The sequence below is a fragment of the Ruegeria sp. H9 genome (genome assembly GCF_056532915.1).
On sequence record NZ_JBQFNX010000001.1, the window covers coordinates 818618 to 841286 of the forward strand.

Here is a 22669-nt window from a genome sequence, read left to right on the forward strand (position 1 = left end):
CCTTCCGCAAGATTTGAGGTAACAAATGAACCAGGAAATCACCAACAACCCGTTCAACCCGCTGACGCCCCCGAAGGTTTTCGACGAGATCAAGGTCTCGCTGGCGAGCCCTGAGCGGATTCTGTCTTGGTCCTATGGCGAGATCAAGAAACCCGAAACCATCAACTACCGGACGTTCAAGCCTGAGCGTGACGGTCTGTTCTGCGCGCGTATCTTTGGCCCGATCAAAGATTACGAATGTCTATGCGGTAAATATAAGCGGATGAAATATCGCGGCGTTGTCTGCGAGAAATGCGGTGTGGAAGTCACCCTGCAGAAAGTCCGCCGTGAGCGTATGGGCCATATCGAACTGGCCGCGCCCGTCGCACACATCTGGTTCCTGAAGTCGCTGCCGTCCCGCATCGGTCTGATGCTGGACATGACGCTGCGTGATCTGGAACGCGTTCTGTACTTTGAAAACTACGTCGTCATCGAGCCCGGTCTGACCGACCTGACCTATGGCCAGATGCTGACCGAAGAAGAGTACATGGACGCGCAGGATGCCTATGGCATGGACGCGTTCACCGCCAATATCGGCGCTGAAGCCATCCGTGAGATGCTGGCCCAGATCGATCTGGAAGCCGAAGCCGAGCAGCTGCGCGCTGATCTGGCCGAAGCAACCGGCGAGTTGAAGCCCAAAAAGATCATCAAGCGTCTGAAGGTTGTTGAATCCTTCCTCGAGTCGGGCAACCGGCCTGAATGGATGGTGATGACCGTGATCCCGGTCATTCCACCGGAACTGCGTCCGCTGGTCCCGCTGGATGGTGGCCGTTTCGCGACCTCGGATCTGAACGATCTGTATCGCCGCGTCATCAACCGGAACAACCGTCTGAAGCGTCTGATCGAACTGCGTGCACCTGACATCATTGTCCGCAACGAAAAGCGGATGCTGCAGGAATCCGTTGACGCTCTGTTCGACAACGGCCGTCGTGGTCGCGTGATCACCGGCGCCAACAAGCGTCCGCTGAAATCGCTGTCGGACATGCTGAAAGGCAAGCAGGGTCGCTTCCGTCAGAACCTTCTGGGTAAGCGCGTCGACTTCTCGGGTCGTTCGGTCATTGTGACCGGTCCGGAACTCAAGCTGCACCAGTGTGGTCTGCCCAAGAAGATGGCGCTAGAGCTGTTCAAGCCGTTCATCTACTCGCGCCTTGAAGCCAAGGGTCTTTCTTCGACCGTGAAACAGGCGAAGAAACTGGTCGAGAAAGAGCGTCCCGAAGTGTGGGATATTCTCGACGAGGTGATCCGCGAACACCCTGTCATGCTGAACCGTGCGCCAACGCTGCACCGTCTTGGTATTCAGGCGTTCGAGCCGGTCCTGATCGAAGGTAAAGCCATCCAGCTGCACCCGCTGGTCTGTTCGGCCTTTAACGCCGACTTCGACGGGGACCAGATGGCTGTTCACGTCCCGCTGAGCCTTGAGGCGCAGCTGGAAGCGCGCGTTCTGATGATGTCGACGAACAACGTTCTGTCGCCTGCAAACGGCGCGCCGATCATCGTTCCGTCGCAGGATATGATCCTGGGTCTGTACTATGTGACCCTCGAACGCGAAGGCATGCCGGGCGAAGGCAAGGTCTTCGGTTCGATCGAAGAAGTTCAGCACGCGTTGGACGCGGGTGAGGTGCATCTGCACTCGAAAATCACCGCGCGGATCACGCAGATCGACGACGAAGGCAACGAAGTTCAGAAGCGCTATGAAACCACTCCGGGCCGTCTGCGTCTGGGTGCATTGCTGCCGATGAACAACAAAGCCCCGTTCGAGCTGGTCAACCGCCTGCTGCGGAAGAAAGAAGTGCAGCAGGTGATCGACACCGTCTACCGTTACTGCGGTCAGAAAGAGTCGGTTATCTTCTGTGACCAGATCATGTCGATGGGCTTCAAAGAAGCGTTCAAGGCGGGCATCTCGTTCGGTAAGGACGACATGGTCATCCCGGATGACAAGTGGGGCATCGTTGATGACACCCGCGGTCAGGTGAAGGACTTTGAACAGCAGTACATGGACGGCCTGATCACTCAGGGCGAAAAGTACAACAAAGTTGTCGATGCCTGGTCGAAGTGTAACGACCGCGTCACCGAAGCGATGATGAGCACCATCTCTGACGTTGCCAAGGCCGAAGACGGGTCGGATCAGGAGCCGAACTCGGTCTACATGATGGCCCACTCGGGTGCGCGTGGCTCGGTCACTCAGATGAAACAGCTGGGCGGTATGCGCGGCCTGATGGCCAAGCCGAACGGTGACATCATCGAGACGCCGATTATCTCGAACTTTAAAGAAGGTCTGACCGTTCTCGAGTACTTCAACTCGACCCACGGTGCCCGTAAGGGTCTGTCGGATACCGCTCTGAAGACGGCGAACTCGGGTTACCTGACCCGTCGTCTGGTAGACGTCGCACAGGACTGCATCGTTCGCGAGATCGACTGTGGTACTGAGCGTGCGATCACAGCCGAAGCCGCCGTGAATGACGGTGAGGTTGTTGCCTCGCTGGCCGAACGTGTGCTGGGTCGTGTGGCGGCTGACGATGTTCTGCGTCCGGGCACGGATGAGGTGATCGTGGCCGCTGGTCAGTTGATCGACGAACGCATGGCGGACACCATTGACGAAGCTGGTGTTGCGTCGATGCGCATCCGCTCGCCTCTGACCTGTGAGTCCGAGGAAGGCGTCTGCGCCACCTGCTACGGTCGTGACCTTGCACGCGGCACCATGGTGAACACAGGTGAGGCTGTCGGCATCATCGCCGCGCAGTCCATTGGTGAACCCGGTACGCAGCTGACGATGCGTACTTTCCACATCGGTGGTGTTGCGCAAGGTGGTCAGCAGTCGTTCCAGGAAGCCAGCCAGGAAGGCGTCGTTTCCTTCGAGAACCCGCAGATTCTGGTCAATGCCGCAGGCGAAAGCCTCGTTATGGGCCGGAACATGAAGCTGGTGATCAGCGACGAACACGGCGAAGAGCGTGCCAGCCACAAGCTGGGCTATGGCTCCAAGCTGTTCGTCAAGGACGGCACCAAGGTTGCTCGTGGCGACAAGCTGTTCGAATGGGATCCCTACACCCTGCCGATCATCGCCGAGAAAGCCGGTACCGCGAAATATGTCGACCTTGTTTCGGGCCTTGCGGTCCGGGATGAGACCGACGATGCAACCGGCATGACCCAGAAGATCGTGATCGACTGGCGCGCCGCCCCCAAAGGCAGCGACCTCAAGCCCGAGATCATTCTGGTTGGTGAAGATGGCGAGCCGGTCCGCAATGACGCGGGCAACCCGGTTCACTATCCGATGTCGGTGGATGCGATCCTGTCGGTCGAAGATGGCCAGCAAATCGAAGCCGGTGACGTTGTCGCGCGTATCCCGCGTGAAGGCGCCAAGACCAAGGACATCACCGGTGGTCTGCCACGTGTGGCCGAACTGTTCGAAGCCCGTCGTCCGAAAGATCACGCGATCATCGCAGAAGCCGATGGTTACGTGCGCTTTGGCCGCGACTACAAGAACAAGCGCCGCATCAGCATCGAACCGGCTGACGAATCCATGGAGACCATCGAATACATGGTACCCAAGGGCAAGCACATCCCGGTCGCCGAAGGGGACTTCATCCAGAAGGGTGAATACCTGATGGACGGTAACCCGGCTCCGCATGACATCCTGTCGATTATGGGTGTCGAAGCGCTGGCGGATTACATGATCGATGAGGTGCAGGACGTCTACCGCTTGCAGGGCGTGAAGATCAATGACAAGCACATCGAAGTCATCGTGCGCCAGATGCTGCAGAAGTGGGAGATCCTGGATTCAGGCGACACCACCCTGTTGAAAGGCGAACATGTCGACAAGCAGGAGTTCGACGCAGCCAACGAGAAGACTATCTCGCGTGGCGGTCGTCCGGCTCAGGGTGAGCCGATCCTTCTGGGGATCACCAAAGCTTCGCTGCAGACGCGTTCGTTCATCTCGGCGGCGTCGTTCCAGGAAACCACCCGCGTGCTGACCGAAGCCTCGGTTCAGGGCAAGAAAGACAAGCTGGTTGGCCTGAAAGAGAACGTAATCGTTGGTCGTCTGATCCCCGCCGGGACCGGTGGGGCCACTCAGGCCGTCCGCCACATCGCGCAGTCGCGTGACAACGTGGTTATCGAAGCGCGCAGGGAAGAGGCCGAAGCAGCCGCTGCTCTGGCCGCTCCGACCTTCGACGACGACATGGTCGGTGATGAGCTGGACGTTCTGGTGGAAACACCGGAAAGCCGCGAATAGGCACCCCCAATAACTAAGAAAGGCCCCGCGATTTCGCGGGGCCTTTCTTGTTGTGAGCGCTCCGAGGCGAACTCTCACAAAGATAGTTACTAATGTGATCCGGTTTGTGGCATGCTTTCGTCAACAGAGGAGGGGGCCGCAATGACAACTCGTCAAACGCATGGGCGAAAGCGACTGTATGACAGTATTTTGGACACCGTCGGAGACACGCCAAGTATACGAATAAACAGGATCGCGCCCTCAAACGTGACGGTTTACGTAAAATTCGAAGCGTTTAACCCGGCCAGTTCTGTCAAAGATCGCCTTGCCCTCAACATCATCGAAGCGGCAGAACGCGACGGTAGCTTAAAACCCGGTCAGACAGTGGTTGAGGCGACCTCGGGGAATACCGGTATCGGGCTGGCGATGGTCTGCGCGGCCAAAGGCTATCCCTTAGTTGTGACGATGGCCGACAGTTTCTCGGTCGAGCGGCGCAAGCTGATGAGGTTTTTGGGGGCAAAAGTTGTCCTGACACCGCGCGCGCAAAAGGGGTTCGGCATGTATACAAAAGCTAAAGAACTGGCCGAGCAGAACGGTTGGTTCCTGGCCGGCCAGTTTGAAACCGCAGCCAACGCCGATATTCACGAAAATACCACCGCGCAGGAAATCTTGGGTGACTTTGATGGGCAGAATCTCGACTATTGGGTTACGGGCTATGGCACTGGCGGGACCGTCTCGGGCGTGGCCCGGGCTCTTAGAAAAGCTCGCCCTGAGACCAAGATCATCCTGACAGAGCCTGCCAACGCAGCCATTGTGTCGTCAGGATATGTGAACACGCGCAATGAAATACACCAGCCGACCGAGAGCCATCCGAACTTCGAGCCGCATCCGATCCAAGGCTGGACGCCTGATTTTATTCCGTGGGTTCTGCAGGAGGCCATTGATAACTCCTACTACGATGAGTTGATTCCCGTTCCCGGTAGCGACGGTATTGCATGGTCGCGCCGCTTGGCCGCGGAAGAGGGGATTTTTACCGGCATTTCTGGTGGCTCGACCTTTGCGGTCGCGATGAAACTGGCGGAGACTGCTCCGGAAGGTTCCGTCATGTTGGTAATGTTGCCAGATACGGGCGAGCGTTACCTTTCGACGCCATTGTTTGATGGCGTAGAAGAGGAGATGACGGATGATGAGATCGAGATCTCGAAATCTACGCCTTCCGCCCAGATGACAGATTGAAACGACTGAAAAGTCGACAGTTTGTGTAGCTCGTCGGAACTATTACTGTAGGATTGTCAGGCGCAAATTGAATTCGTGATCGATTGAACAGTTAGTACGACGATATATTGAAGGCCGGGTGTTGATTAAATGAGTCCTAACGTTAAAGGCGCGCTGCTGATGATGGGCAGCATGGCGGCCTTTACCGTCAATGATGCGTTGGTGAAAGTGGTGGGGCAAGATCTGCCTCTGTTCCAACTTGTGACCATGCGCGGAGTTTTGGCGACAGTTCTTGTGTTGATAATGGCCCGTTATCTTGGGGCGCTTCACCTGAATTTTCCCCTCCATGACAAATGGCTTATCGCATTACGTTGCCTGGCAGAGTTGGCGGCGACCATCTTCTTTTTAACGGCTCTGATGCACATGCCGCTTGCCAACGTTACGGCAGTTCTACAGGCGTTGCCGCTGACCGTGACTTTGGGTGCTGCCTTATTCTTCGGTGAAGTAATTGGATGGAGACGTATTGCTGCAATCGCGCTTGGGTTTGTCGGTATGTTGTTGATCGTTCGGCCCGGTCCTGAAGGGTTCAGCATCTATGCGATTTACGCATTGATTGCGGTTGCTTCCGTTACAGTTCGCGATTTGATCACCCGCCGAATGTCAGCCGAAGTACCTTCTATGGTGGTAACACTGGCGACATCCCTCACTATCACATTGGCAGCGATCATCGTCTCCACGTTTGAAGGATGGGTGCCGGTCTCGACCGCATCTGGAGCGATGATCGCCAGCGCTGCGGTCTTTGTTCTGATAGGCTATCTTTTCAGTGTCATGGTGATGCGCGTGGGCGAGGTCGGTTTTGTTGCGCCATTTCGCTATTCCAGCCTGCTTTGGGCACTGGGACTGGGGTGGGCTGTGTTTGGTGACTGGCCGGACGCGATCACAATGCTGGGTGGTGCATTGGTAGTTGGGGCAGGGATGTTCACTCTGTTTCGCGAACGGTCGCGTCAGGCGGAGAAGTGAGGCAAACGTACGAAACCGGGGTTTAGCGCGAAACGCGTGGCAAAATCGGTCTCGATTTCGGGCGTGATCGGCGCAAGCTGCGCCTTCTGCTTTTCAGCGCGCGGCGAGTCGTTGGAGTTGTTCAATGTCCTGATCCACATCGGGCGATCAGGATAACTGACCACTGGCATGAAACGCCCGATCCGGTTGTGGGTAAAACTTATGATCGTGTGGTCGCACCCGCCCGCGATAAGCATGCCCAAGCCCACCCCAAGCAGAGATTTGTAGACTTGTGCCGCCCGAACCCCATTCGGCCCAAAGCTGGCCTGGTATCCGTTGTTGAAATCGAGGCCTATGGCCTGATTTTTTCCAATCAGCCCGGCAACATCATCGGCGGACTCGCGCAGTCTTTCGATGAAATCAATCGAAATGCTGTCGTCGTCATCATGGCGAAATTGAAGACAGGGCCGGTCCGGGTTTGAACGCGCTTCCTGAAGGATTCGTTTCATGACCTGCCGGTGTTTATGGCTTGGTTCGACGGGTCTTTGGACAATTCGTACCTGCTTGATGTCAGCGGTGAGGTCCTTAAGCCGGTCGAGCGCCTTTCGCGGCAGACAGTCCCCAACAACGACCAGAAGCTGATAGTCCCCATCTGTCTGCGCGCGAAAGCTGGGCAACGTCACAGATTCGAACAGGCGGAACCGCTCTTCCAGACGAGCAGGGTTGTAGAGATGGGCGCGCCGATCTGCGACCGTGTCATGTTCGATCTGGAAATCGCCCAGAGCAGGGAATGAAAATCGGCACAGGCCAAAGACTTGCATGGGGCATCCAATGGTTTGCAGGGCATGCTCACTATGCATCCGGTGCCGAAGTGCTGCAATGCGTCGGCGCAGTGGGAATCTCCATTAGTTCCTGATAGACGGCCGGAGCTCTTATGTACAACACGCCTTTCCCGCTGGGCTGTTGACACTCGGGCCGACTCCCCTTAATACGCGCGACATCTCGGTACCGGGGGCCGCCCCATAACCGATTTCAGTAATGAACTGGTCAAGGCCCGAACACTTTTATCGTTCGCGCCCTCTGATAACAAACCGCGACGTTCACCTCGGAATGGGAACGCTCGCGGGTTTTGCGCTTGTGGACGCATGAGTGCAGCGAATTTAACCGCACGCAACGCGCGTGCATGTCATGTGTGTTGCAAAACGGGGAAGAAACCGGAATGCCAACTATTCAACAGCTGATCCGCAAACCGCGGCAGCCCAAAGTAAAACGCTCGAAGTCCATGCACTTGGAACAGTGCCCGCAGAAACGCGGCGTCTGCACCCGCGTGTACACCACCACACCTAAGAAGCCGAACTCGGCTATGCGTAAGGTTGCCAAGGTGCGCTTGACCAACGGGTTCGAGGTCATCTCGTACATCCCGGGTGAAAGCCACAACCTGCAGGAACACTCGGTTGTTCTGATCCGTGGCGGTCGTGTAAAAGACCTTCCCGGTGTGCGTTACCACATCCTGCGCGGTGTTCTGGATACTCAGGGCGTCAAAGATCGTAAGCAACGTCGTTCGAAATACGGCGCGAAGCGTCCCAAGTAAGAAGGAGAGGCTGATATGTCACGTCGTCACGCCGCCGAAAAACGCGAAGTCCTGCCTGACGCCAAATTTGGCGACAAGGTACTGACCAAATTCATGAACAACCTGATGATCGACGGCAAGAAGTCGGTCGCAGAGCGCATCGTTTACAACGCGTTTGACCGCGTTGAGAACAAGGTAAAGCGCGCTCCTGTCGAAGTGTTCCACGAAGCGCTCGACAACATCAAACCGTCGGTCGAGGTTCGCTCGCGCCGCGTTGGTGGTGCAACCTATCAGGTTCCGGTCGAAGTGCGCCCTGAGCGCCGCGAAGCACTGGCCATCCGCTGGCTGATCACTGCTGCGCGCGGCCGCAACGAAAACACCATGGAAGAGCGCCTTGCAGGCGAGCTGCTGGACGCCGTTCAGTCCCGCGGTACTGCCGTCAAGAAACGCGAAGACACCCACAAGATGGCCGAGGCGAACAAAGCCTTCAGCCATTATCGTTGGTAATCCGAGAGGCTTAGACCAATGGCACGCGAATATCCGCTCGAACTGTACCGTAACTTCGGTATCATGGCGCACATCGACGCAGGTAAGACCACCTGCTCGGAGCGTATCCTGTATTACACTGGTAAATCCCACAACATCGGTGAGGTGCACGATGGTGCAGCCACCATGGACTGGATGGAGCAGGAGCAGGAACGCGGCATCACCATCACTTCGGCTGCGACCACCACTTTCTGGGAACGCACCGAGGACGGTCAGACCGCAGAAACTCCTAAGCACCGCCTGAACATCATCGACACCCCCGGCCACGTTGACTTCACCATCGAAGTTGAGCGTTCGCTGGCGGTTCTCGACGGTGCTGTCTGCGTTCTGGACGCAAACGCCGGTGTTGAGCCCCAGACCGAAACCGTGTGGCGTCAGGCTGACCGCTACAAGGTTCCGCGTATGGTTTTCGTCAACAAAATGGACAAGATCGGCGCTGACTTCTTCAACTGCGTCAACATGATCGAAGACCGCACCGGCGCACGCGCTGTTCCGGTTGGTATTCCGATCGGTGCCGAGTCCGAGCTGGAAGGCCTGATCGACCTGGTCACCATGGAAGAGTGGCTGTGGCAGGGCGAAGATCTGGGCGCAAGCTGGATCAAAGCTCCTATCCGCGACAGCCTGAAAGACATGGCTGACGAATGGCGCGGCAAGATGATCGAAGCGGCCGTCGAAATGGACGACGACGCGATGATGGAATACCTGGAAGGCAATGAGCCCGACGTTCCGACCCTGCGCGCCCTGCTGCGCAAAGGTACTCTGGAAATCGCGTTCGTTCCGGTTCTGGGTGGTTCGGCGTTCAAGAACAAAGGCGTTCAGCCGCTCCTCAACGCTGTGATCGACTATCTGCCCAGCCCGCTGGACGTTGTTGATTACATGGGCTTCAAACCCGGCGACGAGGAAGAAGTTCGTGACATCGCCCGTCGTGCAGACGACGACATGGCCTTCTCGGGTCTGGCGTTCAAAATCATGAACGACCCCTTCGTTGGCTCGCTGACCTTCACCCGGATTTACTCGGGCACCATGAACAAGGGCGACTCGATCCTGAACTCGACCAAAGGTAAGAAAGAGCGCATCGGTCGTATGATGATGATGCACTCGAACAACCGGGAAGAGATCGAAGAAGCGTTTGCAGGCGACATCATCGCGCTGGCGGGTCTGAAAGACACCACCACCGGTGACACCCTGTGTGACGCGAAGGATCCGGTGGTTCTGGAAACCATGACCTTCCCCGATCCGGTTATCGAGATCGCGGTTGAGCCCAAAACCAAGGGCGACCAAGAGAAGATGTCTCAGGGTCTGGCCCGTCTGGCCGCCGAAGACCCGTCCTTCCGTGTGGAAACTGATCTGGAATCCGGTCAGACCATCATGAAGGGCATGGGCGAACTTCACCTGGACATCCTGGTTGACCGTCTGAAGCGCGAGTTCAAGGTTGAAGCGAACATCGGTGCACCTCAGGTGGCCTATCGTGAAACCATCTCGATGCCGGTTGAGCACACCTACACCCACAAGAAACAGTCGGGTGGTTCGGGTCAGTTCGCGGAAGTCAAGCTGGAGATCCAACCGACCGAGGCAGGCGAAGGCTATTCGTTCGAAAGCCGCATCGTTGGTGGTGCCGTTCCGAAGGAATACATCCCCGGTGTTGAAAAAGGCATCAACTCGGTCATGGACAGCGGCCCGCTGGCTGGCTTCCCCGTGATCGACTTCAAGGTTGCCCTGCTGGACGGTAAGTTCCACGACGTTGACTCGAGCGTTCTGGCGTTCGAAATCGCATCGCGGATGTGTATGCGCGAAGGCATGCGCAAAGCTGGCGCGAAACTGCTGGAACCGATCATGAAGGTCGAAGTGATCACCCCGGAAGAATATACCGGCGGTATCATCGGCGACCTGACCTCGCGTCGTGGCCAGGTCTCTGGTCAGGAGCCGCGCGGCAACGCAATTGCGATTGATGCGTTCGTTCCGCTGGCCAACATGTTCGGCTACATCAACACACTGCGTTCGATGTCGTCGGGCCGTGCCCAGTTCACCATGCAGTTCGATCACTACGATCCGGTTCCGCAGAACATCTCGGACGAGATTCAGGCGAAATACGCATAAGCGAAGATTTGAGGGAGCGCGGCTAACGCGCTCCCTTCATTACCGAAAAAGGAGGCCATCATGGCAAAGGAAAAGTTTGAGCGCAATAAGCCGCACGTCAACATCGGCACGATTGGCCACGTTGACCACGGCAAGACCACGCTGACCGCAGCAATCACCAAGTATTTCGGTGACTTCAAAGCGTATGACCAGATTGACGGCGCGCCTGAAGAAAAAGCACGTGGCATCACCATCTCGACCGCCCACGTGGAGTACGAGACCGACAACCGCCACTACGCGCATGTCGACTGCCCCGGCCACGCCGACTACGTCAAGAACATGATCACCGGTGCCGCTCAGATGGACGGCGCGATCCTGGTTGTGAACGCAGCTGACGGCCCGATGCCGCAGACCCGCGAGCACATCCTGCTGGGCCGCCAGGTTGGCATCCCGAAGATGGTCGTGTTCATGAACAAAGTTGACCAGGTTGACGACGAAGAGCTGCTGGAACTGGTTGAGATGGAAGTTCGCGAACTGCTGTCCAGCTATGAATACCCCGGCGACGATATTCCGATCATCGCAGGTTCGGCTCTGGCGGCGATGGAAGGCAACAACCCGGAAATCGGCGAAGAGAAGATCAAGGAACTGATGGCGGCTGTTGATGACTACATCGACACCCCTGAGCGTGAAGTCGACAAGCCGTTCCTGATGCCGGTCGAAGACGTGTTCTCGATCTCGGGCCGTGGTACCGTTGTGACCGGCCGTGTCGAGCGTGGCGTGATCAATGTTGGCGACGAGATCGAAATCGTCGGCATCCGTGACACTCAGAAAACCACCTGTACCGGTGTTGAAATGTTCCGCAAGCTGCTGGATCGCGGTGAAGCGGGCGACAACATCGGCGCACTGCTGCGCGGTATCGACCGTGACGGTGTTGAGCGTGGCCAGGTTCTGTGTAAGCCGGGTTCGGTTACACCGCACACCAAGTTCGAAGCCGAAGCCTACATCCTGACCAAGGAAGAAGGCGGTCGTCACACCCCGTTCTTTGCGAACTACCGTCCGCAGTTCTACTTCCGTACAACTGACGTGACCGGCACCGTGACTCTGGCGGCTGGCACCGAGATGGTTATGCCCGGCGACAACGTCGGCTTCACCGTCGAGCTGATCGCTCCGATCGCGATGGAAGACGGCCTGCGCTTTGCCATCCGCGAAGGCGGCCGCACCGTCGGCGCCGGCGTCGTCTCGAAAATCATCGAGTAATTCGCGTAAGCGAATATACAAAGAAAGGGCGTCCCTCGGGGCGCCCTTTTTCGTTTTTGCCTAAGCCAACAGTAATGCTAACTTCTTTCGTATTGAGACATTGCAATTAGAAAGAGGTCATAAGATGCACTTTTGGGCGCGTTCAGTTTGTCTTGTCGCAGCGGTTGCTTTCTCATCTACCTCTGCGTCCTCACAACAGATTGCGGATCGGATCTATTTGGGCGGGCCAATTGTAACGATGAACGATACGGCTCCGTCCGCCGAAGCTGTCGCAGTCAAAGACGGGCGCATTCTTGCGGTCGGGTCGCTATCTGACTTGTCGGTGCATCAGGGTGAGGAAACCGAAACCTATGATCTGGAAGGGCGCGCGATGCTTCCGGGTTTCGTTGATAGCCACGGACATGTCGTCATGGGCGGCCTGCAAGCCCTGTCCGCTAACCTTCTTGCGCCACCGGACGGGGATGTCATTGATATCGCCAGTCTGCAATCCACGCTGACTGACTGGGCCGAGGAGAATGCGCAAGCCGTTGAGCAGGTCAAAATGATCATCGGTTTTGGTTACGATAATGCTCAATTAAAGGAACTCCGTCACCCAACACGACAAGAGCTGGACATTGTGTCTGAGGACTTGCCGGTCGTCATTATTCATCAGTCTGGGCATATAGGTGTCGCAAACTCGAAAGCTTTGGAATTAGCTGGTATAACGGCGGCTTCCGAAGCACCTCCGGGCGGGGTGATCCAACGCGATGAGGCCGGAGAGCCAAACGGTGTTCTGGAGGAGTACGCGTTCTTTTCTGTTCTCGTTCCCTTGCTGGGAAATCTGGGTGAAGAGGGTCTGGCAGCATTTGCCCGAGCTGGAACCGACCTTTGGGCAAAGTTTGGATATACGACCGGGCAGGAAGGCCGATCATCAGGTCAGATTGTCGAGGTTCTCAGGAAAGTTGCTGCGGAAGAAGCTCTTCCAATCGATGTAGTAGCCTTCCCGGATGTTCTTGAGTCGAAAGAGTTTATTGGTGCGAACACTTCGAAAAGCTACGAAAACAGGGTTCGGGTCGGGGGCTGTAAACTTACAATTGATGGCTCGCCGCAAGGTTTCACCGCTTTAAGGGATCGACCCTATTATGATCCGGTTGGGAACTATGCTGCCGGCTACGCAGGATACGCAGCCATCACGATGGAGCAACTCCAGGACGCGGTGAATTGGTGTTACGACAACGATTTCCAAATCCTCGTGCATTCCAACGGTGAAGGGGCATCTGACATGCTGATTGCTGCACTCGAAGAGGCACAGATCAAGTATGGCGATCCTGGCAACCGCCCAGTTCTGATTCACGGTCAGTTTCTTCGCGAGGATCAAGTCGCAAGCCTTAAGCGCCTTGGTGTGTTTCCGTCGCTCTTTCCGATGCATACGTTCTATTGGGGCGATTGGCACCGGGATCATACGGTCGGGCCGATAAACGCAGAAAATATTTCGCCTACAGGATGGCTGCACGAGCGTGGCATGAAGTTCGGCACGCATCACGATGCGCCGGTCGCCTTTCCGAACAGCATGCGTGTTCTCGCCGCGACGGTAACCCGCCGCACACGGTCTGGTGACATTTTGGGTCCCCATCAAAGAGTCGACGTTATGACCGCCTTGAAAGCCATGACAATCTGGCCCGCCTGGCAGCATTTTGAAGAAGACGAGAAGGGGTCTATCGAAGTTGGAAAAGTCGCGGACTTTGTGATTTTGTCGGACGATCCTACTGCCGTCGATCCGGAAACACTGGCGGAGCTTGAAGTGCGTGTAACGATTAAAGGCGACGAGGTGGTCTATGAAGCGGAAGGCGATGTCAGAGAGGGAAATCTGCAATTCTCGCCATTTTCAAATGACCCTGTGATTGCACACCTTTTCATGCACGCGGTCTATCAAGGCATGAAGGTTGAAGCCCCGTGGCTTGTTAGGAACTAGCCTGTGGGTTTTGGGAACTGAGACGTCACCGAATTGGTTTTATCCGGCGACAGCTTTGGCTTCACCGTTGAGCTGATCGCGCCGATCGCGATGGAAGACGGTCTGCGCTTCGCGATCCGCGAAGGCGGTCGCACTGTCGGCGCCGGTGTTGTGTCGAAAGTCATCGAGTAATCACGGTAGGTCGGGGTTCAGCCCGGCACATCGGTGAGCCTAAGTAGGCCGCTCCAAAAGGGGCGGCCTTTATTACTTTTAGAGATTGAACACAGTCACTATTGAAACCACAATCTGGCAGTCTCTTTTTTAACCGACCAATCCTTTGAGAGAAGATGATTTGGACATGTCCAAAAAGCCGCGCTTTGCGATGTCAATTTTTTCAAGTTTAGTATTTTGGATTGGAACTTTAGCCCCGAACGTTTTGGTGTCCGCGCCATCCAGTGATGCGCAGGTATATAGCGCCTTAAAAAGCATGGGTTACTCAAACATTCTCATTGAAGGATGTAGTGTTTCGTTTTCGAGAATGATTGTGCCAACCAAAAGCAACGACTACCTAATCAAGTATGATCGATACGTTAACCTTCGCACACTTGATTTCAGTGATGCGTATGAAATTAGCGTTAGGGAAACTGACAACGGATATCTGCACATCGCCGTGGTGCCTCTTAACAAAAACTATTATCAGCACGAAACTCAAATACTTAACTTCAGAAGTTGGGTAATACGCAATTATCCAAACTCGAATTGGCCATACACTGACACAGGAATTGAAATTCAATCAGCTGCAAAAATTGAAGCCAAATTATGGAACATACTGCCTCAGGTTAAGCTCTTGAATCGATGGACTAAGCATAGTGCGAAGGGTTCATTGACATTACTTCCGCCTGAATTTCGGATGACTTATTTTGAACGCAACAACGTAGTTGAGTTCATGGATGCAATTGTTGAACAAGCAAAATACTATCATTGCTCTAACCTTGATGACGAGGGCGACGCATAGGCAGAGCATATGTGGGTGAGTCTCTTTCGCTCAGCTAGCAAATCGAGACTTCGTTGATCCGTCTCGTTGAACTCTATTCTGTCAGACTGACGATATCTGATTTCCCCCTTGCCAAACCCCAACAACCCCACTAATACGCGCGAGTTCTCATCAAGAACATCAAGGCGGGGTGATTCCCGCCTTTTGGGTTCGATGAGGGTTGGCGATGCGCGTCTGTCCTCCTCTCAACCTCAACGCCTGATAAAAGGCTGTATCTATGCAAAGCCAAAACATCCGTATTCGGCTGAAGGCATTTGACTATCGCGTTCTGGATGCCAGCACGCAAGAGATCGTCAACACTGCCAAGCGGACCGGCGCGAACGTGCGCGGCCCGATCCCGCTGCCGAACAAGATCGAGAAGTTCACGGTTCTCCGTGGCCCTCACGTTGACAAGAAATCCCGCGACCAGTTCGAGATCCGCACGCACAAGCGTCTCTTGGACATCGTTGATCCGACCCCCCAGACCGTTGACGCGCTGATGAAGCTCGACCTCGCTGCTGGTGTGGACGTCGAGATCAAGCTGCAGTCGTAAGATCGGAGGGTATAGATTATGCGCTCTGGTATTATCGCAAAAAAAGTTGGCATGACCCGCCTGTTCATGGAAGACGGCAAGCAGATCCCTGTGACCGTTCTCCACCTGGACAACCTGCAGGTCGTTGCACAGCGCACCGCTGACAAAGACGGCTACACTGCCGTTCAGCTGGGCGCTGGTGCTGCCAAAGCAAAACGCACCTCGAAGGCCATGCGCGGTCACTATGCCGCTGCCAAGGTCGAGCCCAAGCGTAAGCTGGCCGAGTTCCGCGTCTCCGAAGATGGCCTGATCGATGTGGGCGCCGAGATTTCGGCGGAACACTTCCTGGAAGGTCAGAAGGTTGACGTTTCGGGCACCTCGATCGGTAAAGGCTTCGCCGGTGCGATGAAGCGTTGGAACTTTGGTGGTCTGCGCGCCTCGCACGGTGTTTCGATCAGCCACCGTTCGCACGGTTCGACCGGTCAGTGTCAGGACCCGGGCAAGGTGTTCAAAGGCAAGAAGATGGCCGGTCACATGGGCGCTGCCCGTGTAACCACCCAGAACCTGGAAGTCGTCAAAACCGACGCCGACCGGAATCTGGTCTTCATCAAAGGCGCCGTTCCCGGACCGAAATCGGGATGGGTCACTGTCAAGGACGCCGTCAAGAAGAAAGCACCGGAAGGCCTGCCTTTCCCGGCTGCTGTGAAATCGGCTGCAACCGAAGCACCTGCGGAAGAAGCTCCCGCGGAAGGTGGTGAAGCATGAAACTTGATGTAATCAAACTGGACGGCGGCAAAGCCGGCAACATCGAGCTGGATGCGGACCTGTTCGGCCTCGAGCCGCGCGCGGACATCCTGCACCGTGTGGTCCGTTGGCAGCGCAACAACGCGCAGGCCGGCACCCACAAGGTCAAGACCCGCTCGGAAACCAGCTACTCGACCAAGAAGATCTATCGCCAGAAGGGCACCGGTGGCGCACGCCATGGTGACCGTAACGCACCGATCTTCCGTGGTGGTGGTATCTACAAAGGACCCGTCGTGCGTTCGCACGGCCACGACCTGCCGAAGAAGTTCCGCAAGCTTGGCCTGCGCCACGCTCTGTCGGCAAAAGCCAAGGCAGGTGAACTGGTCGTAATCGAGAACGCCGAAGCCGAAGGCAAGACCGCCGCTCTGGCCAAACAGGTTGCAAACCTGGGCTGGAAACGCGCTCTGGTCATCGATGGCGCGACCGTGAACGAAGGGTTCCTGAAAGCGTCCAAGAACATCGAAGGTCTGGATATCCTGCCGTCGATGGGCGCAAACGTCTATGACATCCTCAAGCGTGACACTCTGGTGCTCACCAAAGCGGCTGTCGAAGCACTGGAGGCTCGTCTGAAATGAGCGCGAAGGCAGAACACTACGACGTGATCCGCAAGCCGATCATCACTGAAAAGTCGACCATGGCGTCCGAAAACGGCGCGGTTGTCTTTGAAGTGGCGATCGATAGCAACAAGCCGCAGATCAAAGAGGCCGTTGAGGCGCTGTTTGGTGTAAAGGTCAAAGCGGTGAACACCACTGTGACCAAAGGCAAGGTCAAGCGGTTCCGCGGCCAGCTGGGCCGTCGGAAAGACGTCAAAAAAGCATATGTGACCCTGGAAGAGGGTAACACAATCGACGTGAGCACCGGTCTTTGATCCGACGCTTACTGCGACTATTCACGGCCCCGGCGGTTCAACCCGCCGGGGCCGATTTCGTTTCAGACCCTGAAATTGCGCGTGCGCAGGTGTTGGAGAAGATGCGGGCTTTCAGCGCCGAGCCCTATTTTCAGATCGCCGATGAAAAGCTGGGGCTTTTGTCGGTTTTCGACGATCTGAAATACGACCGGGCGGATGTGGACATGATCTCTCCGGCGATGCGCAATCATGTGGTCGATAAGCTTGGTCCGCTGGGGTTTCGCCAGACCTCGGGTACGGTGTTGGAACACGTCGAGGCCGAGATGCGTGTGCACATCCCCAAGTTCCACGCCCTCGGTGCGTCGCCCTTCGACATCACGCGCTATACTGAGAAACGCCCGCAGGATTACTGTCTCCTTACGCCCACACAGGTGGCCTGCCAGTACGTGGATCACTACGTGCTGGACGAAGCGGTGCAGCGGATCGAGACGTTAATTACGAAGCACCCGATCAACCTGCTCAAACTGGCGGATTATCTGGAAGGCAAACCCAAGCACCGCGCATTTCGCGAGGTTTTGGGTCATATCAAACTCAAGCAGCGTATCGCGGTAGAGTCTGAGCCGCTCTGCAGAAGGCGGTCGTTGGGGTAAGAGTTGCGTTGACCCATCAGAAACGCGTCAGAAGCAGGTGCAACCCTGGAAGAGAGACCTCATATCGATATATCCTGCGGTCCGTGATTGGACGCGTCTTTGGGGAGAGGTAAGGGGTGTGCTTATGGGGGTTGTTCTTACGCGGCGACACAAAAATTTGAGCACTAAACTCTCATATTTTGCACAATTCGCTTGCTATGTCGCGCGGGTAGTCTATCCGGCTTCCAACAAGCAAAAGACATGGCAGGCGCATGACCGAAACCTCTCTCTCGACCCGGGAAAACCCGGATAGAACTGCCGCGCGGGATTGGGTTTCGACGCTTGCCAAATACCGCGAACCTAATCAATGGCGCAGTTCCTTTGAGCTGGGTATCAGCATTATCCCATTCTTTGTGCTTTGGGCGCTGTCCTGGATGGCATTATCCATCAGCTACTGGCTGGCATTTGCCATTGCGGTCTTGAATGCGGCCTTCCTGCTGCGCCTGTTTGCGATCCAACACGATTGCGGGCACGGGGCGTTCTTCAAGAACCGGACAGTCAGCGACTGGGTTGGACGGGTGATCGGGGTGCTGACCCTAACACCCTATGATGTCTGGCGCCGCACTCATTCTTACCATCACAACAGTTCGGGTAACTTGGACAAGCGGGGAATGGGGGATATCCACACGTTGACAGTGGCTGAGTACCAATCCAAGTCTCCCATGAACCGGTTCTGGTATCGCGTTTACCGCAATCCGGTCACACTGTTCGTACTTGGTCCCGGCTATTTGTTCCTGCTCCAAAACCGTCTGCCCTTGGGTTTAACTGGTAGCGCTCGGTTCTGGGTCAGCGCGATGGGCACCAATATAGCTATTCTGACCGCACTTTTTGCTGTCTACTACTATGGCGGCTTGATGCCGGTCCTACTGATTTTTCTGCCCTCAACCCTGATTGCGGCAACTGCAGGAGTATGGCTGTTTTATGTTCAGCACCAATTCGAAGAAACGCATTGGGAATCGGACAAGGATTGGCAGTTGCACGAGGCGGCCCTGCACGGAAGCTCGCATTATGTTCTGCCGCCGGTGCTACAGTGGTTCAGTGCCAATATCGGCATCCACCACGTGCACCATCTGTACAGCCGCATTCCGTTCTACCGCCTGACCGAAGTGCTGCGCGATCACGACGAGTTGGCAAAAAGCAACAGGATGACCATTCGTGAGAGCATTGCCAACGCGCGGTTGCACCTGTGGGACGAAAAACACCGCCGCCTGTTGTCCTTCGCCGAGGTTCGCGCATTGTATCAGTGAGTGGCAAGTTACCTGAGTTCTTCCGGCCGGATAAGTAATACCCACTGATCGCGCGACTTGCGAAATTGGAACCTGGGGCAAATGTTGCGGTGCCTTTTTCTTTGGTCTCCATAAGAATCTTGGGCCGCACCCTATAGACACCCATCCTCAACACTGCTACACGCTCCCAATCTTGCGGCCTCGGATTCGTTCCGGGGCCTCTGATATTTGTAACCGGGGACCTTCGGGGCCCTATACCCTTGGCACCTACGGGGGCCTATCACATAGCGGGAAAATCCCCGCACTTGCTAAACGGAAGACAGAAAGCATGGCACTCAAGTCGTACAAGCCGACGACGCCGGGCCAGCGCGGGCTGGTGCTGATCGACCGTTCGGAGCTTTGGAAAGGACGTCCGGTCAAGTCTCTCACTGAGGGTTTGACCAAATCGGGCGGCCGGAACAACACCGGACGGATCACTTCACGCCGCCGCGGCGGTGGCGCAAAGCGTCTCTACCGGATCGTTGACTTCAAACGGAATAAATTTGATGTCGCGGCAACCGTCGAGCGGATCGAATATGACCCGAACCGGACCGCATTCATCGCACTGGTAAAATACGAAGACGGCGAGCAGGCATATATCCTGGCTCCGCAGCGTCTGGCTGTTGGTGACAAAGTCGTGGCATCCGCCAAGGCCGACATCAAGCCGGGCAACGCAATGCCCTTCTCGGGCATGCCCATTGGTACCATCGTCCACAACATCGAGATGAAGCCTGGTAAAGGCGGTCAGATCGCACGTGCGGCCGGTACTTACGCTCAGTTCGTTGGTCGCGATGGCGGCTACGCTCAGATCCGTCTGAGCTCGGGCGAGCTGCGCATGGTCCGTCAGGAATGCATGGCCACCGTTGGTGCCGTTTCCAACCCCGACAACAGCAACCAAAACCTCGGTAAAGCCGGTCGTATGCGCCACAAGGGCGTTCGTCCGTCCGTTCGTGGTGTTGCAATGAACCCGATCGATCACCCGCACGGTGGTGGTGAAGGTCGTACCTCGGGTGGCCGTACGCCGGTTACTCCGTGGGGTAAGGACACCAAGGGTAAGCGTACCCGCAACAAGAACAAAGCGTCCCAGAAGCTGATCATCCGCTCGCGGCACGCCAAGAAGAAGGGACGTTAATCTATGTCTCGCTCTGTTTGGAAGGGTCCTTTCGTCGATGCTTACGTGCTGAAAAAAGCCGAAGCAGCGCGCGAGTCGGGCCGCAACGAAGTCATCAAGATTTGGTCGCGTCGTTCCACCATTCTGCCCCAGTTCGTGGGTCTGACCTTTGGTGTGTACAACGGCCATAAGCATATCCCCGTCAACGTCTCGGAAGACATGATCGGTCAGAAGTTCGGTGAATACTCGCCGACTCGTACCTATTACGGTCACGCCGCTGACAAAAAAGCGAAGCGGAAGTAAGTCATGGGCAAGGAAAAGAACCCCCGCCGCGTGGCTGAAAACGAGGCAATGGCGAAAACGCGCATGCTCCGTACTAGCCCGCAGAAACTGAACCTGGTTGCGCAGATGATCCGCGGCAAGAAAGTTGAGAAGGCTCTGACCGACCTGACTTTCTCGAACAAGCGTGTCGCGCAGGACGTCAAGAAGTGCCTGCAGTCTGCAATCGCCAACGCCGAGAACAACCACAACCTGGATGTCGACGAACTGATCGTCGCCGAAGCCTGGGTTGGCAAGAACCTGGTCATGAAGCGCGGTCGTCCGCGTGCCCGTGGCCGTTTCGGCAAGATCATGAAGCCGTTCTCGGAGATCACCATCAAGGTGCGTCAAGTTGAGGAGCAAGCCTAATGGGACATAAAGTCAATCCGATCGGCATGCGCCTTCAGGTCAACCGCACCTGGGACAGCCGCTGGTACGCCGACACCAAAGACTACGGTGATCTTCTGCTGGAAGACCTCAAAATCCGTGAGTTCATCAACAAAGAGTGCAAGCAGGCCGGTGTTGCCCGTGTGATCATCGAACGTCCGCACAAGAAGTGCCGCGTTACGATCCACACTGCACGTCCCGGTGTCATCATCGGCAAGAAAGGTGCAGACATTGAAGTTCTGCGCAAAAAGCTTGCTCTTATGACCGACAGCGAACTGCACCTGAACATCGTCGAAGTGCGCAAGCCCGAGCTTGACGCGCAGCTGGTTGCCGAGTCCATCGCTCAGCAGCTGGAACGTCGTGTTTCGTTCCGTCGCGCCATGAAGCGCTCGGTTCAGAACGCCATGCGCATGGGCGCCCTGGGTATCCGGGTGAACGTCGCTGGTCGTCTGGGCGGCGCCGAAATCGCACGGACCGAGTGGTACCGCGAAGGCCGCGTGCCTCTGCACACCCTGCGTGCCGACATCGATTACGCACATGCCGAAGCGATGACTCCTTACGGGATCATCGGGATCAAGGTCTGGATCTTCAAAGGTGAGATCATGGAGCACGATCCGCAGGCACGTGACCGTAAAGCACAGGAACTCCAGGACGGCCCTGCACCTCGTGGTGCTGGTGGCGGTCGTCGCTAAGGAGGGAAAGATATGCTTCAACCAAAGCGTACTAAATTCCGCAAGATGCACAAGGGCCGGATCAAGGGGCTCGCCAAAGGCGGTTCCGATCTGAACTTTGGCACCTACGGTCTGAAAGCACTGCAGCCCGAGCGCGTCACCGCGCGTCAGATCGAAGCTGCACGTCGTGCCATGACCCGTCACATGAAACGTCAAGGCCGCGTCTGGATCCGGATCTTCCCGGATACCCCCGTGACCTCGAAGCCGACCGAAGTCCGTATGGGTAAAGGTAAGGGCTCCGTTGACTTCTGGGCAGCGAAAGTAAAGCCCGGTCGTGTGATGTTCGAAATTGACGGCGTCAATGACGACATCGCCCGCGAGGCCCTGCGCCTGGCTGCGATGAAGCTGCCGATCAAGACGCGCGTTGTGGTCCGCGAAGACTGGTAAGCGATTGGGGCTTTGACCCCACTCGTTACAAGAATGACCCTCGTCGGGAAACCGGCGGGGGTTTTCTTTTAGCTCGGCAGCCCGTGATTTCGTGGGTCCTGAAAAACGTCGACCTCCAGCCACCCCGCCTCTAGGCTAACTTGCAGGAATGGGAGGGCCCTATGGTTCAGCTGCGCAAAAAGATGCTCATTAAGGAAGTCATAACCACCGACCAGTTGGGCCAGCCTTGTGATCCGATCAGTCGGGTTGCAGCGCTGGCGGTGATGCAGAACCCTCTTGCCGGGCACTTCTCGGACGATCTTTCAGAGTTGTTCGAGATCGGCGCCATTCTGGGTTTGGAACTCGCCGCTGAGGCAGTTTCTCAGCTTGATGGGCCGCCGGTTTCGTACGGCAAAGCCGCGATTGTCGGCATGAACGGCGATCTTGAGCAGGGCGGGGCGGTGATCCACCCCAAACTCGGTGCGCCCATGCGCGCTGCGGTGGGCGGAGGTGAGGCGGTGATACCGTCCAACGCCAAGCTGGGCGCGCCGGGTTGCGCGATTGATCTTCCGCTGGGGCACAAGGACAATCCGTGGTCGTTCGATCATTTCGACACGATGACGCTGAACATCCCAGATGCGCCGAAACCGGATGAGATCGTGCTGTGCCTCGCCTATGCCGACGGAAGTCGCCCGATACCACGCTGTGGCAAAGGGCCCATCAAGACCTAAGCGGCTGGTCTTGCCG

The 22669-nt window shown here is 56.4% G+C and carries 22 protein-coding genes and 1 pseudogene; 22 read left to right on the plus strand and 1 reads right to left on the minus strand.

The window, feature by feature from the left end; genetic code table 11:
* Positions 1–25 precede the first annotated feature (25 nt).
* The 3 genes from rpoC (at position 26) to ACR0CZ_RS03760 (ending at position 6481) form a co-directional block, all read left to right on the plus strand.
* Positions 26–4267: a DNA-directed RNA polymerase subunit beta' gene (rpoC, locus tag ACR0CZ_RS03750; RefSeq protein WP_170398568.1), complete on the plus strand. Its 4242-nt coding sequence runs from the start codon at positions 26–28 to the stop codon at positions 4265–4267.
* 141 nt (positions 4268–4408) lie between these two features.
* The gene (locus ACR0CZ_RS03755; RefSeq protein ID WP_170398565.1) at positions 4409–5482 is read left to right on the plus strand and encodes a pyridoxal-phosphate dependent enzyme; all 1074 of its coding nucleotides are present in this window, start codon (positions 4409–4411) and stop codon (positions 5480–5482) included.
* Between the two features lie 129 nt (positions 5483–5611).
* The gene (locus ACR0CZ_RS03760) at positions 5612–6481 is read left to right on the plus strand and encodes a DMT family transporter (RefSeq protein WP_170398562.1); all 870 of its coding nucleotides are present in this window, start codon (positions 5612–5614) and stop codon (positions 6479–6481) included.
* Here the strand turns inward: ACR0CZ_RS03760 and ACR0CZ_RS03765 are convergent.
* Positions 6466–7281, minus strand: a complete 816-nt coding sequence (locus ACR0CZ_RS03765) for a glycosyltransferase (RefSeq protein WP_170398559.1) — start codon at positions 7279–7281, stop codon at positions 6466–6468. The genes ACR0CZ_RS03760 and ACR0CZ_RS03765 overlap by 16 nt on opposite strands.
* 398 nt (positions 7282–7679) lie before the next feature.
* Here ACR0CZ_RS03765 and rpsL point away from each other — a divergent pair, with 398 nt between their 5' ends.
* The 19 genes and pseudogenes from rpsL to ACR0CZ_RS03860 all read left to right on the plus strand — a co-directional run bounded on the left by rpsL (position 7680) and on the right by ACR0CZ_RS03860 (position 22653).
* Positions 7680–8051, plus strand: a complete 372-nt coding sequence (gene rpsL, locus ACR0CZ_RS03770) for a 30S ribosomal protein S12 (RefSeq protein ID WP_005621086.1) — start codon at positions 7680–7682, stop codon at positions 8049–8051.
* A 15-nt stretch (positions 8052–8066) separates the two neighbouring features.
* Entirely contained in the window at positions 8067–8537 is a 471-nt protein-coding gene (gene rpsG, locus ACR0CZ_RS03775) for a 30S ribosomal protein S7 (RefSeq protein ID WP_010441203.1), read from the plus strand.
* A gap of 18 nt (positions 8538–8555) precedes the next feature.
* Positions 8556–10673: an elongation factor G gene (fusA, locus tag ACR0CZ_RS03780; protein ID WP_170328783.1), complete on the plus strand. Its 2118-nt coding sequence runs from the start codon at positions 8556–8558 to the stop codon at positions 10671–10673.
* Between the two features lie 60 nt (positions 10674–10733).
* Complete coding sequence (tuf, locus tag ACR0CZ_RS03785; protein ID WP_010441214.1) at positions 10734–11909, plus strand: elongation factor Tu; 1176 nt, start codon at positions 10734–10736, stop codon at positions 11907–11909.
* 238 nt (positions 11910–12147) lie between these two features.
* The gene (locus ACR0CZ_RS03790; RefSeq protein WP_480503737.1) at positions 12148–13860 is read left to right on the plus strand and encodes an amidohydrolase; all 1713 of its coding nucleotides are present in this window, start codon (positions 12148–12150) and stop codon (positions 13858–13860) included.
* A gap of 27 nt (positions 13861–13887) precedes the next feature.
* Positions 13888–14031: pseudogene (locus ACR0CZ_RS03795) on the plus strand (EF-Tu C-terminal domain-related protein); the annotation flags it as partial.
* A gap of 166 nt (positions 14032–14197) precedes the next feature.
* Positions 14198–14854, plus strand: coding sequence for a hypothetical protein (locus ACR0CZ_RS03800; RefSeq protein ID WP_170392904.1), 657 nt, complete (start codon positions 14198–14200; stop codon positions 14852–14854).
* A gap of 256 nt (positions 14855–15110) precedes the next feature.
* Entirely contained in the window at positions 15111–15425 is a 315-nt protein-coding gene (rpsJ, locus tag ACR0CZ_RS03805) for a 30S ribosomal protein S10 (RefSeq protein ID WP_008756422.1), read from the plus strand.
* 18 nt (positions 15426–15443) lie between these two features.
* A complete protein-coding gene (gene rplC, locus ACR0CZ_RS03810) occupies positions 15444–16169 on the plus strand; it encodes a 50S ribosomal protein L3 (protein WP_008758167.1) in 726 nt (241 codons plus the stop codon).
* Positions 16166–16783 carry a 50S ribosomal protein L4 gene (gene rplD, locus ACR0CZ_RS03815; protein WP_010437039.1) on the plus strand — a complete coding sequence of 206 codons (618 nt, stop codon included), beginning with the start codon at positions 16166–16168 and terminating at the stop codon, positions 16781–16783. Before rplC ends, rplD begins: the two co-directional genes overlap by 4 nt.
* On the plus strand, positions 16780–17076 hold the full coding sequence (locus ACR0CZ_RS03820; RefSeq protein ID WP_008757532.1) for a 50S ribosomal protein L23: 297 nt from the start codon (positions 16780–16782) through the stop codon (positions 17074–17076). The genes rplD and ACR0CZ_RS03820 overlap by 4 nt, the downstream gene beginning before the upstream one ends.
* Positions 17073–17705, plus strand: coding sequence for a hypothetical protein (locus ACR0CZ_RS03825; protein WP_170392903.1), 633 nt, complete (start codon positions 17073–17075; stop codon positions 17703–17705). Before ACR0CZ_RS03820 ends, ACR0CZ_RS03825 begins: the two co-directional genes overlap by 4 nt.
* A gap of 251 nt (positions 17706–17956) precedes the next feature.
* Positions 17957–18991: a fatty acid desaturase gene (locus tag ACR0CZ_RS03830; RefSeq protein ID WP_170392902.1), complete on the plus strand. Its 1035-nt coding sequence runs from the start codon at positions 17957–17959 to the stop codon at positions 18989–18991.
* 307 nt (positions 18992–19298) lie between these two features.
* Positions 19299–20141 (plus strand): 50S ribosomal protein L2, encoded by an 843-nt coding sequence (gene rplB, locus ACR0CZ_RS03835; RefSeq protein WP_008757664.1) that lies wholly within the window; start codon positions 19299–19301, stop codon positions 20139–20141.
* 3 nt (positions 20142–20144) lie between these two features.
* Positions 20145–20423, plus strand: coding sequence for a 30S ribosomal protein S19 (gene rpsS, locus ACR0CZ_RS03840; RefSeq protein WP_010437056.1), 279 nt, complete (start codon positions 20145–20147; stop codon positions 20421–20423).
* 3 nt (positions 20424–20426) lie between these two features.
* Positions 20427–20807: a 50S ribosomal protein L22 gene (rplV, locus tag ACR0CZ_RS03845; RefSeq protein WP_039538267.1), complete on the plus strand. Its 381-nt coding sequence runs from the start codon at positions 20427–20429 to the stop codon at positions 20805–20807.
* The gene (gene rpsC, locus ACR0CZ_RS03850) at positions 20807–21517 is read left to right on the plus strand and encodes a 30S ribosomal protein S3 (protein WP_170392901.1); all 711 of its coding nucleotides are present in this window, start codon (positions 20807–20809) and stop codon (positions 21515–21517) included. The genes rplV and rpsC overlap by 1 nt, the downstream gene beginning before the upstream one ends.
* Before the next feature lie 12 nt (positions 21518–21529).
* The gene (gene rplP, locus ACR0CZ_RS03855; protein ID WP_039538270.1) at positions 21530–21943 is read left to right on the plus strand and encodes a 50S ribosomal protein L16; all 414 of its coding nucleotides are present in this window, start codon (positions 21530–21532) and stop codon (positions 21941–21943) included.
* A gap of 161 nt (positions 21944–22104) precedes the next feature.
* On the plus strand, positions 22105–22653 hold the full coding sequence (locus tag ACR0CZ_RS03860; RefSeq protein WP_170465257.1) for an amino acid synthesis family protein: 549 nt from the start codon (positions 22105–22107) through the stop codon (positions 22651–22653).
* The last annotated feature ends 16 nt before the right edge of the window (positions 22654–22669 follow it).